The sequence below is a fragment of the Pseudoalteromonas sp. KS88 genome, from assembly GCF_004766475.1.
In the GTDB taxonomy this organism is placed as follows: Bacteria; Pseudomonadota; Gammaproteobacteria; order Enterobacterales; family Alteromonadaceae; genus Pseudoalteromonas.
On record NZ_PYHV01000016.1, the window covers coordinates 76,551 to 90,249 of the forward strand.

Genomic DNA, 13,699 nt, shown 5'->3' on the forward strand with positions numbered 1-13,699 from the left:
ATGATGAAGTGGCTGCTAATACTCATTAGTCTCGTATTTATACCAACTGTTAACGCTGAGGGTATTGAAGCCCTAAATATCACCACAAACCCAGACGGCTCGCAAGACTACTCTGTGACACTGCAAGTGCTTGCTATCATGACTGCGCTGAGCTTTATCCCAGCAGCAGTAATAATGATGACGTCATTTACACGTATCATCGTGGTATTAGCAATTTTACGTCAAGCAATCGGTTTACAGCAAACACCTTCGAATCAAATCCTACTTGGTATGTCTTTATTTTTAAGTATATTCATAATGGCGCCTGTATACCAAAAGGTGAATGAGCAAGCCATTGAGCCTTATATGAATGAGCAAGTTACCTCAATACAAGCATTAGAGCTTGCTAAAGAGCCAATGAAGGCATTTATGCTATCGCAAGTTCGTATAAAGGACATCGAAACGTTTGCTAAAATAGCGGGGTATGACAAACTGGACTCGCCAGAAGCAACGCCAATGATTGTGCTAATCCCTGCTTTTGTGACCAGTGAGTTGCAAACTGCTTTTATTATTGGCTTTATGTTTTTTATTCCTTTTTTAATTGTAGATTTAGTTGTTGCATCAGTTTTGATGGCCATGGGTATGATGATGCTTTCACCAATGATCGTATCACTACCCTTTAAAATTATGCTGTTTGTTTTAGTTGATGGCTGGAGCCTTGTAATGGGGACGTTAGCAAAAAGTTTTGGCCTTGGGGTCTAACGATGGTTTTTACATTTGCAATAACACAGCGCAAGGAGTAACCCATGGAACCGGAAGTTTTTGTTGATATTCTCAGTGACGCACTATTTTTAGTTATTAAACTGGTTTCAGCCATCGTTGTACCTGGGTTGTTAGTGGGTTTAGTTGTTGCGGTATTCCAGGCGGCAACATCAATCAATGAGCAAACATTGAGCTTTTTACCACGCTTGTTAATTACCATAAGTGCCCTCATTGTAGGTGGTCACTGGTTAACTCAAGAGCTCATGGACTTTTTTACCCGTTTAATAATGATTATTCCAGAAATCGCAGGCTGATATGGATTTCCCATTTTCAGTTATAATTCAGTGGCTAAGTGATTTCTTATTACCATTGGTGCGAATTAGTTCGATGATTATGGTAATGGCAGGTATCGGCGCTAAAAATGTACCAACCCGTATAAAAATGGGGCTTGCTGTTGTTATTACTTTTTTAGTTGTGCCTGTTCTACCTCCCGCTAGTTTTAATGATTTGTTTTCATTTCAAATGCTGCTTGTTGTTATCCAACAAATGTTAATCGGTATCGCAATTGGGTTTGCTTCATTATTGATGTTAAATACCTTTGTGCTTGCAGGTCAAATATTAGCAATGCAAACTGGTTTAGGTTTCGCCTCTGTTGTTGACCCTTCTAACGGTATGAGTGTACCGGCAGTCGGCCAATTCTATTTAATTCTAGCTACTTTGTTATTCTTTGTCTTTAACGGTCATTTAATGATGATTCAAATGGTCGTTCATAGCTTTAATGTTCTCCCGATTGATGGCAGTTGGTGGGCGGTTGACCATTATTGGGATATTGTCACATGGGGTGGATGGATGTTCACGACTGCTTTGGTACTTTCGTTAGCACCATTGACCGCTATGTTAGTTATCAACATGTCTTTTGGCGTAATGACACGTGCTGCACCTCAATTAAATATTTTTTCTATCGGTTTTCCATTCACCCTTGTTGCTGGTCTTGTGATTATATGGGCAACATTAGGAAACTTTATTACTCAATATGAATTCCAGTGGTTAAAAATGGTTGAGTTAATGTGTACTTTAGTTGGTTGTTCACCCTAGGAGCGCATTATGGCTGAAGATTCAGGTCAAGAAAAAACAGAAGAACCCACAGGTAAGAAAATTTCAGAGTCCAAGAAAAAGGGCCAAATAGCGCGCTCGAAAGAGCTCGGGACTATGTTTGTATTGATTTTTTCTGCAATTTCTTTATTGATGTATGGCCCTGAAATTGGCAAGGGGCTTTATAATATTATGGGCCGTATGCTCAGCTTAAACCGCAATGAAACCTACGATACAACAAAAATGTTCTCCGTATGGGGAGCAGTTGCTGATGCGCTTATTTTTCCTATGGCCATGTTTGTATTTATTATTGTTCTTGCGGGTATTATCGGAAACACTCTATTAGGCGGCTTTAATTTTAGTTGGCAAGCAGCGGCACCCAAGGCAAGTAAAATGTCACCAGCTAAGGGGATCAAACGGATGTTCGGCCCTCAAGCGGGTGTTGAATTGGTTAAATCAATTTTAAAGTTTGCTGTTGTAGCTGGTTTTGCAATATTTCTGATCAACACCTTTTTTGATGAGATTTTGCATTTAAGTATCGAAAGTGCACCAGGTAACATTATCCATGCACTTGAGATTTTGGCGTGGATGTTTTTGGGTTTAACGTGTACTTTAACTATTATCGCAGCAATTGATGCACCCTACCAAAGCCACACCCACCATAAACAGCTTAAAATGACCCTTCAAGAAGTGAAAGATGAGTATAAAAATTCAGAGGGTGATCCTCAAATCAAAGCTCGTATAAGGCAAACGCAAAGGCAAATGTCACAGCGTAGGATGATGCAAGACGTGCCAGATGCCGATGTTGTAGTAACCAACCCAACTCATTACTCTGTTGCATTAAAATACGATACAGAGCGTGCAGGGGCACCTATCGTCGTTGCCAAGGGAGTAGATGAGCTTGCGATGCAAATACGTAAAATTGCTAAAGGCAATGAAGTACCCGTTGTGGAGTCGCCTATGCTAACCCGCGCTCTTTATCATACTGCTGAGGTTGGCGAGCAAATCCCCGATCAATTATTCACCGCTGTCGCACAAGTATTAGCTTACGTATTTCAGTTAAAACGCTTTCGAAAAGGGCGTGGGAAGCGACCTACAGAGCTTAATAAAACACTACCTATCCCAGATGCTTATAAATACTAAGTATGCTTTATTTCTATAAGACAGTAACTTGGAATAGTTATTGCAAAATCCGTACAGTGTCAATTTTTTGAAATTGTAGGGTTATGGAATTTAAAGCTGTATTACAACAACTTAATAAAGATAAGAAAGAGTATGCAAAAGGTGTTGGTACGCCTTTATTAGTGCTCGCTGCGCTAGGTATGGTTATTTTACCACTGCCCCCGTTCTTACTTGATATACTTTTTTCGTTTAATATAGCCCTCGCTTTAGTGGTTTTATTGGTTACTGTTTACACCATGAAGCCGGTCGACTTTGGTATGTTCCCTGCGGTATTACTTATCGCAACAATTATGCGTTTGGCGCTTAATGTTGCCAGTACTCGAGTGGTATTACTTGAGGGGCATAATGGCGGCGATGCTGCTGGTAAGGTAATAGAAGCCTTTGGCTCTGTGGTTATCGGTGGTAACTATGCTGTTGGTCTCGTTGTATTCTTAATTCTTATCATTATAAACTTTGTTGTAATCACCAAAGGCGCTGGACGTATTTCAGAAGTATCAGCACGTTTTACCCTCGATGCGATGCCAGGTAAACAAATGGCTATTGATGCTGACTTGAATGCTGGTTTTATCAGTGCAGAGCAAGCACGAGACCGCCGTGAGGAAGTAACGCGAGAAGCGGATTTTTACGGCTCAATGGATGGTGCGAGTAAATTCGTGAAAGGTGATGCGATAGCCGGTATTGTTATTTTAATTATTAATATTATTGGTGGCTTATTTGTTGGCATGATCCAACACGACCTTTCATTTGGTCGAGCAATGGAAGTGTACACATTATTAACCATTGGTGATGGTTTAGTTGCTCAGTTACCTTCCTTACTTTTATCAATCGGTACCGCAATAGTTGTAACGCGTCAAAATGAATCGCTAAATATGGGCGATCAGTTCAAAAGCCAGCTTGGCAACGAGAAATCGTTGTTTATTGCATCTGGCATTTTAATCGTAATGGGCTTAGTACCTGGCATGCCACATTTTGCCTTTTTAAGTTTAGGTGCACTACTAGGCTACCTTGCTTATTACACGCAGCAAAATAAGCTTAAAGAAGCGGCGGCGAAAGAGGAAGAAGCTGCAAACGGTGGCCCTGCTGGAACAGGTGTTGCGAATAAACAAGAACAAAAAGAGCTTGGTTGGGATGATGTTCAACAAGTCGATGTTATTGGTTTAGAAGTAGGCTATCGCCTTATTCCGCTAGTCGATCAATCGCAAGGCGGTGAACTGTTGAATCGCATTAAAGGCGTTCGTAAAAAGCTTTCACAAGAACTTGGCTTTTTAGTACCGCCGGTGCATATTCGCGATAATCTTGAGTTAGACCCTAATGCATACAGAATAACAATGATGGGCGTATCAAGTGGAGAAGGTGAACTTAAGCATGGTGATGAGCTTGCAATCAACCCAGGTCAAGTATTTGGTCCGATCAAGGGCATAGAAACAAAAGATCCCGCTTTCGGTTTGGATGCAGTATGGATCAAAGCGAATCAAAAAGATGAAGCACAGTCATTAGGCTACACGGTTGTTGATGCAGCCACTGTTGTTGCAACACATATTAGTCAGTTATTAACTAACAGCGCTGCGCTTTTACTTGGTCATGAAGAAGTTCAAAATTTATTAGATATGCTTGCTAAAAGCCATCCGCGTTTAGTTGAAGGCCTTGTGCCAGACGTGCTACCACTAACTACAGTGGTTAAAGTATTACAAAACTTACTTAACGAAGGAGTTGCAATACGTGATATGCGTTCAATTGTTCAGACTCTTGTTGAGTATGGCCCGCGAAGCCAAGACCCAGATGTACTAACGGCTGCAGTACGTATTTCATTGCGTCGATTAATCGTGCAAGACGCGGTTGGTATGTCTTCAGAAATCCCAGTCATAACTTTGGCGCCTGAGTTGGAACAGATGTTGCATCAGTCACTTCAAAATGCAGGCGACGAGGGTGCCGGTATCGAACCAGGACTTGCAGAGCGACTTCAACAGTCATTGACTGAAGCGCATCAGAATCAAGAAATGGCCGGTGAACCTTCGATATTGCTAACGTCAGGAATGTTACGCACTGTGTTATCTCGATTTGTTAAGTACACCATCCCAGGTTTACGGGTAATGTCTTATCAAGAGGTACCAGACGAAAGACAGATCAAGATTGTCAGCTCAGTAGGCCAATAATTGATTTAGAAGGGTTGTGAACCATGAAAATAAAACGTTTTTTTGCTAAAGATATGCGTACCGCACTAAAAGAAGTTAAAGATGAACTAGGTGTTGATGCGGTTATTATGTCAAATAAAAAGCTGGCTAATGGCGTTGAGATTGTTGCTGCTGTTGATTACGACAAAGCTGCACCACAAGAGCCAACTCCTCAGCCAGCGGCTCAAGCGCAAAGCAACCCTAATAATTTTATAAAGCCAGCGCCTAAACGTGCTCCACAAGAACCACAGGCTGCGGTTGCTGACAGTTTACAAGCATTGCTTGAGCGTCAATCACCTCGCCCTCGTTCTCCTGAGCTTGCGTCGATGTTCAATCAATCGGGTATTGATACCTCGACGCAGTTTCAATCTCAAGAAACGCATCAGCAGACTAGATACTCTGAGCCAACTAGATCTGTTAATGAACCACAGGCTCATCCAGATTTTGCCCGTAGAGAGCCAACCCCTAAGGTTCGTACTCAGGCTCATAGCTTAGGTTTTGATGATGAGTTAGAAAGTGACTTTGATGATTTAGGCGCTCCTATGCAATCGCATAAAAGCGTAGCAAATCCGCAAAGTGATGAAATGACTTCCATGCGTGATGAAATGAATGCAATCCGACAACTACTTGAACACCAAGTTTCAGGTTTAATGCAACAAGATATGGCGCGTCGTGACCCTACACGAGCTTGTATGATTGACCGCTTGGTAGGCATGGGTATCGAGCATGATGTTGCAGAGCAAATGGCGTGTTTTATTCCTGATGATGTGTCTCGTCAAGAGGCATGGAAAGCGTTATTGCAAATGGTTGAAAACCAAATGCACACAACAAATAATGAAATTTTACGTCAAGGCGGTGTTTATGCTTTAGTTGGGCCTACAGGTGTGGGTAAAACTACGACAGTAGCCAAATTGGCTGCATTGGGCGCGCAAAAGTATGGCGCAGATAAAGTAGCGTTAATTACTACAGATACATACCGTATTGGTGCATATGAGCAACTTGCAACTTATGGCCGAATTATTGGTTGTGGCGTAAAACAAGTAAAAGATGCTAATGAATTAGCAGAAGTTTTATACCATTTACGAAATAAGCGACTAGTATTAATAGACACAGCAGGAATGAGCCAACGAGACTTACGGTTAACTGAGCAACTAAACACGCTAATGCGTAATCAGCGCGTTGATATTCGTAGTTATTTAGTATTAAGCGCTACAGCACAAATTAACGTACTGCAAGAAACCGTAAGGCACTTTAAAAAAGTTCAGCTAAGTGGCTGTATTTTCACAAAGTTGGATGAATCGCTTAGTTTAGGCGAGATTATTAGCATAGCGATTCAAAATCGCCTCCCAATAGGGTATCTTACTAATGGTCAGCGAGTTCCTGAAGATATTCGTGTCGCAAATGCTGAAAAATTGGTTAAAAAAGCAGAACAGTTATATTTAAAAAGAACAAAAGTACAACATTCAAGACGTCAAGCAGTAGCGTCAAGCACAGTAGGGATGTATGATTAACACAGTATTAGATCAAGCAAGTGGCCTGCGAAAGATGAGTCAAAACAATAATAACAGTGTAAAGGTTATCGCTGTTACTGGTGGTAAGGGTGGTGTAGGTAAAACTAATGTATCACTTAATACTGCAATAGCTTTAGGCCAATTAGGTAATAGGGTTTTAGTACTGGATGCCGATTTAGGCTTAGCTAATTGCGATGTGATGCTTGGTTTACGCGTAGAGCGGAACTTGTCTCATGTTCTCTCTGGAGAGTGTGAGCTTGACGAAATTTTAGTTGAAGGGCCAGCAGGTATTAAAATAGTCCCTGCGACTTCTGGTTCCCAAAGCATGGTCGAGTTGTCACCTTCAGAGCATGCTGGATTAATTCGTGCATTTAGTGAGTTGAGCACTGAGTTTGATATTTTAATTGTTGATACTGCCGCAGGTATTTCTGACATGGTGCTGAGCTTTTCTCGCGCAGCGCAAGACGTCATGGTTGTTGTTTGCGATGAACCGACTTCAATAACAGATGCTTACGCACTAATCAAAGTGCTCAGTCGTGAGCATGGTGTGTACAAATTTAAAATAGTTGCCAATATGGTGCGCAGCATGCGCGAAGGCCATGAACTATTTGCCAAACTTTCCAAAGTAACAGATCGCTTTTTAGATGTTTCAATGGAGCTGGTTGCAACCGTGCCATATGATGAGAATATGCGTAAATCTACTCGTCGACAAAAGGTCATTGTAGAGTTATTTCCTAACTCCCCAGCAGCGGTTGCATTTAAAACATTAGCGACAAAAGCAGTAAAATGGCCTATACCTAATCAACCATCAGGCCATTTAGAGTTCTTCATAGAAAAATTAGTAAACGGCTAACTATGACTGCATCGGTGAATAAAGCGATGGGATATCAATCAACAGTAAACTTAAATGCAATTATTGAGAAACATGCTTCATTAGTTAAGAAAGTGGCATGTCATCTCATTGCGCGTTTACCTCCAAGCGTGCAACTAGATGATTTAATACAAGCGGGTATGATTGGATTGATTGAAGCGTCAAAAAATTTCGATACCTCAAAAGGTGCCAGCTTTGAAACCTTTGCTGGCATAAGAATTCGTGGTGCGATGCTTGATGAAATGCGCCGTGGTGACTGGGCTCCACGCTCGGTTCATCGGAACAGTCGAATGGTGGCAGAAGCAATTTCAGGGTTAGAAAGCGAGCTAAACCGTGAACCTAAAGACTTTGAAGTTGCTGAAAAACTTGATATTACGCTTGATGAGTACCATCATATCCTTAGTGATGTAAATTCGAGTAAAGTACTAGGCATTGAGGATTTAGGAGTTGATGAAGATGTTATAACTCCTGTTGGTCAAGATTTTGCACTGGACAAGCCCTTTAATAACGTTAAGAATGAACGTTTTAATGAATCCTTGTTAGCTGCAATAAAGTCTTTGCCAGAGCGGGATGGGCTTGTGCTCTCGCTATACTACAATGATGAAATGAATTTAAAAGAAATTGGGCACATACTCGATGTTAGTGAATCGCGTGTGAGCCAGATACATGGTCAGGCGATGATTAAGCTAAAAGCAAAAATCAATGACTGGATAAACTAGAAGTAAGTAAATATAGGTTCAGACCTCACCGGAGGATGTTTTGGATAAAAACATGAAAATTCTTGTTGTTGATGATTTTTCGACGATGAGACGTATCATCAAAAATCTTTTAAGAGATTTAGGCTTTACAAATGTACAAGAAGCTGACGATGGTTCAACAGCTTTACCCATGTTACAAAATCAAGAATTTGATTTTGTTGTAACCGATTGGAATATGCCGGGTATGCAAGGTATTGATTTATTACGTGCTATCAGAGCTGATGGAACGCTTAAACATATCCCTGTGTTAATGGTGACAGCAGAAGCTAAAAAAGAACAAATTGTTGCTGCTGCTCAAGCCGGCGTTAACGGCTACATTGTAAAACCATTTACTGCCGCAACACTGAAAACCAAATTGGAAAAAGTGTTCGAGCGCCTAGGCTAAATAAATAGGAGAGGCTTATGTCAGCACTTGCTGCGCCTCAGATCAGTTTAGAACAAGCCCGTCAGCTTGTTGTTTACCTTGAAAATGGCGAACAAGAAAAAGCTGACCAGCTAATTATTGATGCGGCTTCTCAAGAGCAATCTGAGTTGTTTGCTGAAGTGGGTAAGTTAACGCGTCAACTGCATGATGCGTTAAAAAACTTTGAACTTGATACGCGCTTATCGGATTTGACGACAGATGCACTTCCAGATGCAAAACAGCGTTTAAACTATGTCATGGAAATGACTGAAAATGCTGCCAACAAAACGATGGACGCGGTTGAAGCAAGTTTACCAATAGCGCAAGAATTAGCAGATGAGATTGCTCACATCAAGCCAACTTGGGATCGTCTAATGAGTCGTGAAATTGAGCTTGGTGAGTTTAAAACACTTTGTCATAGTTTAGATAAATTTATGAGCCATTCTCATACAAAAACAGATGAGTTACAGGGCTTGATGACAAACGTGTTAATGGCACAAGATTTTCAAGATTTAACAGGTCAAGTTATACGAAGGGTTATTGAATTAGTTAGAGAAGTTGAAGATAGCCTAATTCATTTACTTACCGCTTTTGGTAGCCACGAGCTTAGTGGTGAAAAAATAAAAACACCTGCCGAAGCCGTAACACCGCCTGCACAAGATACACTTGCCGGTCCTGAAGGACCAATTATTGACAAAGAATCGCGAGATGATGTAGTCAATGGGCAAGATGATGTTGACGATTTATTGTCAAGTTTGGGCTTCTAAGAGGAGAGCACTGCATGAGCTTTGAAGTCGATGAAGACATTTTACAGGATTTTCTAGTTGAGGCTGGAGAAATCCTTGAGCTTTTATCAGAACAGCTAGTAGAGCTTGAAAATAATCCGGATGATACCGATTTACTGAATGCGATATTCCGCGGCTTTCACACAGTTAAAGGCGGTGCTGGTTTTTTAAGCATGACCGAACTTGTTGATGCTTGCCATGGTGCTGAAAACGTATTTGATTTGCTGCGCCAAGGTGTACGGACAGTCAACTCAGAGCTCATGGATGTTATACTTCAGGCGCTTGATACTATTAATGAAATGTTTGCGACTATTCAAAATCGTGAACAGCCTGCACCAGCAGACCCTGAACTGTTAGCTGTATTACATAAATTAAGTCAGCCCCCAAGTGATGATGAGAACGACCCTGTCTCAGTGCCAGATACAGTTGCAGCCGCACCAGCAGAAGAACCTGCTACGGAAGAACCCAGTGTTAATGATGAAGATCCGTTTGCTTTTGATGAGCTATTTAATGGTGAAGTAGATAATAGCTCAACAGAAGACAACATTGATGAAATTACCGAAGATGAATTCGAAAGCTTACTCGACGAATTGCATGGTAAAGGTCAAAGCCCAATTACTGAAAGTGCTCCAACTCAACCGAGCTCATCTGGTAATGACATAACAGATGACGAATTTGATAATTTATTAGATGAATTACATGGTGTAGGGAGCTTTGGTGAAGTTGCTGTAGATAATGCCCCGGCAACTGGGCAACAAGTTAAACCAGCTGAATCAAAAAGTTCAGTTAGTGATGAATCTGGTGACGACATAAGCGATGATGAATTTGAGGCTTTACTTGATGAACTTCATGGTAAAGGTTCAGCACCTAAAGCAGTTGCAGAGAATGCAAATGCAGTTGAACAGCCTGTAGCAAAAAAACCAGAACCCCCTAAAGAAGCTGTTCAAAAGCCTGCACCAGTTAGTAAGCCGGCCACACCAGCCGCTCCGAAAGCTGCTGAAAAGCCAGCTGCACCAGCAGCTTCGACAGCTAGTGCTGCTAAAAAGCCACCACCACCTCAAGCTGAAACAACCGTTAGGGTGGATACAAAACGCCTAGACGAAATCATGAATATGGTTGGTGAACTTGTATTGGTCAGAAATCGCTTGGTTAGCTTAGCAACAAATACTAATAACGAAGTGATGGGAAAGGCAATTTCCAATTTAGATGTTGTCACAGCTGACCTGCAAGGCGCGGTAATGAAAACCCGTATGCAGCCAATCAAAAAGGTTTTCGGTCGGTTTCCTCGAGTTGTTCGTGACTTAGCAAGAAGCTTGAAAAAAGACATCAATCTATTGCTAGTTGGTGAAGACACAGATTTAGATAAAAATTTAGTGGAAGCATTGGCTGATCCTTTAGTTCACTTGGTGAGAAACTCGGTTGACCACGGTATCGAAATGCCTGATGTTCGTGAAGCAGCAGGTAAATCAAGAACAGGTAGCGTGACATTATCAGCATCTCAAGAAGGTGATCATATACTGCTTACTATTCGTGATGATGGTGCAGGTATGGATGCTGAAAAACTGAAGAAAATAGCAATCAGTAAAGGCGTACTTGACCATGAGCAAGCAAGTCGCTTGTCAGATACCGAAGCATATAACTTAATTTTTGCACCAGGGTTCTCAACTAAAGAAGAGATTTCTGATATTTCAGGCCGCGGTGTCGGTATGGATGTTGTTAAGACTAAAATTAATCAGCTTAATGGCTCTGTAAGTATTCAGTCTGAACTGGGTGTAGGTACCATACTTGAGATAAAAGTACCGCTTACATTAGCAATCTTACCGACCTTAATGGTTGTTGTTGGTGAGCAAACATTTGCCCTACCGCTTGCAGGTGTAAGCGAAATATTTCATTTAGACTTAACACAAACTAATGTCGTTGATGGGCAGTTAACAATCATAGTCCGTAAGAAGGCAATTCCATTGTTTTACTTGGAACACTGGTTGATTAAAGGTGCAGATAGATCACAACGAAAAGCGCAAGGGCATGTTGTTATTGTTCAAATAGGTACTCAGAAAGTGGGTTTTGTTGTTGATTCATTAATCGGCCAAGAAGAAGTAGTAATAAAACCATTAGATGCTCTATTACAAGGCACGCCAGGTATGGCGGGGGCTACAATCACCTCTGATGGTGGAATTGCATTGATATTAGATGTGCCAAGTCTATTAAAGTTTTATGCTGGCTAGCCCATACTTATCCTTTTATGAGAGCCTTTGGCTCTCATAGGTAAAATTTAACAAGAGTGTACCAATGGCAGTTAAAGTATTAGTTGTTGATGATTCAAGCTTTTTTCGCCGTAGAGTCAGTGAAATTCTTGAACAAGATAAGGATATCGAAGTAATTGGTTTTGCTGTTAACGGCCGTGAAGCCGTTGATAAAACCAGTCAATTACGTCCAGATGTTATTACCATGGACGTAGAGATGCCCGTTCTTGATGGAATTAGCGCTGTAAAAGAAATAATGGCTGCTAATCCAACACCTATCTTAATGTTTTCGTCATTGACGCGCGATGGTGCAACGGCAACCTTAGATGCTCTGGATGCGGGTGCGTTGGATTTCTTACCAAAGAAATTTGAAGACATAGCACGAAATAACGAAGATGCGATAAAGCTATTACAAAATAAAGTTAAAGAAATTGGGCGTAGACGAATATCCAGATTTAACCGCCCAACTCCTTCTATTTCTTCACGTTCAGTATCAAGCAAAGAGTCGTCTACTCGCAGTGCAGTTATTCAGCCGGATCGTTCTTTTAGCCGGGCAACGCCTTCGCCTAGCCCAAAATCGGACGTGCGTGCATCGGGTAAAAAATATCAAATAGTCGCAATAGGGACATCTACAGGAGGGCCTGTTGCCCTACAAACTATTTTAACAAAATTACCCGCTAATTTTCCGCATCCTATTTTGTTAATTCAGCACATGCCAGCCGCATTTACTCCTGCATTTGCAGCAAGGTTAAATGGGTTGTGTAAAATAAAAGTAAAAGAGGCTCAGCAAGGCGATAAATTAATGCCAGGCACAGCTTATTTAGCACCTGGCGGTCAACAAATGCTTGTAGAAGGGCGTGGTGGAAATAGGACATTACGCGTATTCGAAGACGACAGTGCGAGAATAACTTATAAACCCAGTGTTGATGTAACATTTGCCAGTACAGCAAAAGCCTACCAAGGTGATGTATTAGCGGTTGTGTTGACTGGTATGGGGGCTGATGGTCGTGATGGTTCTCGAATGCTCAAACAAGTTGGTGCAACTATTTGGGCACAAGATGAAAAAAGTTGCGTGGTATATGGTATGCCTCAAGCCGTTGCAAATGCAGGCTTAGCCAGTGCAGACATCGCATTAGAGGATGTTGCGAACCGAATTATCCGTGAGATTGGGTGTGGATAAACTCTCATTTTTAGGTGTAATTGTTGCACTAGGTGCGATTACATTTGGGTATTCTCTAGAAGGCGGTATTGTATCCGCCTTATTCAGTGGACCAGCACTCCTTATTGTTTTAGGTGGAACAATAGGGGCTGTGATGTTGCAGTCTCCTTCGAGTACATTTTTAAAAGCTTTGAAAATAAGCTATTGGGTGTTTTTTCCGCCGCGTCATGATATTGACGGAGCAATTGAGCAAGTAAAGCAGTGGTCAATAAAAGCTCGCCAAGAAGGCTACCTTGCGCTTGAAGAGACGGCACTGAGTCATCCAGATCCCTATGCTGCAAAAGGGCTTAGTTTATTAGTTGATGGAGTCAGTGATAAGGCGCTACGTGACACGCTAGAAATAGACCTGTTACTTGAACGTGAACGTTTGCTTGAAGCAAGCCGAGTGTATGAAGCATTTGGAGGTTACAGTCCTACGATTGGTATCTTAGGGGCTGTTTTAGGATTGATTCAAGCAATGTCGTTTATTACCGAGCCAGAGAAATTAGGTGCGGGTGTCGCAACGGCATTTATTGCAACCATTTATGGTGTTGGTTTAGCTAATTTGTTGTTTTTGCCAATGGCTAATAAGTTAAAACAACAAGTGGAACAAAAAATGCTTTATCATGAGTTATTAGCAGAGGGGATTATGGCAATTAGCCAAGGTGATAGCCCAGTCAATATAGAGCTAAGACTAGAAGCATATCGTATTGAAAGACCAACCTTACTACCTGAGTAAAACTT

At 41.4% G+C, this 13,699-nt stretch carries 13 protein-coding genes; all 13 read left to right on the forward strand.

Going from position 1 to position 13,699, the window contains the following annotated elements; genetic code table 11:
• The 13 genes from fliP to C7Y70_RS10415 all read left to right on the forward strand — a co-directional run bounded on the left by fliP (position 1) and on the right by C7Y70_RS10415 (position 13,694).
• Entirely contained in the window at positions 1-741 is a 741-nt protein-coding gene (fliP, locus tag C7Y70_RS10355; RefSeq protein ID WP_099296723.1) for a flagellar type III secretion system pore protein FliP, read from the forward strand.
• Positions 742-785: 44 nt separating this feature from the next.
• The gene (gene fliQ / locus C7Y70_RS10360; protein ID WP_135474877.1) at positions 786-1,055 is read left to right on the forward strand and encodes a flagellar biosynthesis protein FliQ; all 270 of its coding nucleotides are present in this window, start codon (positions 786-788) and stop codon (positions 1,053-1,055) included.
• 1 nt (position 1,056) lies between these two features.
• On the forward strand, positions 1,057-1,836 hold the full coding sequence (fliR, locus tag C7Y70_RS10365; RefSeq protein ID WP_135474879.1) for a flagellar biosynthetic protein FliR: 780 nt from the start codon (positions 1,057-1,059) through the stop codon (positions 1,834-1,836).
• Between the two features lie 9 nt (positions 1,837-1,845).
• Positions 1,846-2,976 carry a flagellar biosynthesis protein FlhB gene (gene flhB / locus C7Y70_RS10370; protein WP_135474881.1) on the forward strand — a complete coding sequence of 377 codons (1,131 nt, stop codon included), beginning with the start codon at positions 1,846-1,848 and terminating at the stop codon, positions 2,974-2,976.
• 83 nt (positions 2,977-3,059) lie between these two features.
• Entirely contained in the window at positions 3,060-5,168 is a 2,109-nt protein-coding gene (gene flhA, locus C7Y70_RS10375) for a flagellar biosynthesis protein FlhA (RefSeq protein WP_099296720.1), read from the forward strand.
• 23 nt (positions 5,169-5,191) lie between these two features.
• Positions 5,192-6,697 carry a flagellar biosynthesis protein FlhF gene (gene flhF / locus C7Y70_RS10380; protein WP_135474883.1) on the forward strand — a complete coding sequence of 502 codons (1,506 nt, stop codon included), beginning with the start codon at positions 5,192-5,194 and terminating at the stop codon, positions 6,695-6,697.
• Complete coding sequence (locus C7Y70_RS10385) at positions 6,690-7,550, forward strand: MinD/ParA family protein (RefSeq protein ID WP_099296718.1); 861 nt, start codon at positions 6,690-6,692, stop codon at positions 7,548-7,550. Before flhF ends, C7Y70_RS10385 begins: the two co-directional genes overlap by 8 nt.
• A gap of 26 nt (positions 7,551-7,576) precedes the next feature.
• Complete coding sequence (locus C7Y70_RS10390; protein WP_099296797.1) at positions 7,577-8,287, forward strand: RNA polymerase sigma factor FliA; 711 nt, start codon at positions 7,577-7,579, stop codon at positions 8,285-8,287.
• 40 nt (positions 8,288-8,327) lie between these two features.
• Positions 8,328-8,711, forward strand: a complete 384-nt coding sequence (gene cheY, locus C7Y70_RS10395) for a chemotaxis response regulator CheY (protein WP_099296717.1) — start codon at positions 8,328-8,330, stop codon at positions 8,709-8,711.
• Positions 8,712-8,728: 17 nt separating this feature from the next.
• Positions 8,729-9,496, forward strand: coding sequence for a protein phosphatase CheZ (locus C7Y70_RS10400; RefSeq protein ID WP_135474885.1), 768 nt, complete (start codon positions 8,729-8,731; stop codon positions 9,494-9,496).
• A 14-nt stretch (positions 9,497-9,510) separates the two neighbouring features.
• Entirely contained in the window at positions 9,511-11,739 is a 2,229-nt protein-coding gene (locus tag C7Y70_RS10405) for a chemotaxis protein CheA (RefSeq protein ID WP_135474887.1), read from the forward strand.
• A 64-nt stretch (positions 11,740-11,803) separates the two neighbouring features.
• Positions 11,804-12,937 (forward strand): chemotaxis response regulator protein-glutamate methylesterase, encoded by a 1,134-nt coding sequence (locus tag C7Y70_RS10410; RefSeq protein WP_099296714.1) that lies wholly within the window; start codon positions 11,804-11,806, stop codon positions 12,935-12,937.
• Positions 12,930-13,694 carry a flagellar motor protein gene (locus tag C7Y70_RS10415; RefSeq protein ID WP_099296713.1) on the forward strand — a complete coding sequence of 255 codons (765 nt, stop codon included), beginning with the start codon at positions 12,930-12,932 and terminating at the stop codon, positions 13,692-13,694. Before C7Y70_RS10410 ends, C7Y70_RS10415 begins: the two co-directional genes overlap by 8 nt.
• The last annotated feature ends 5 nt before the right edge of the window (positions 13,695-13,699 follow it).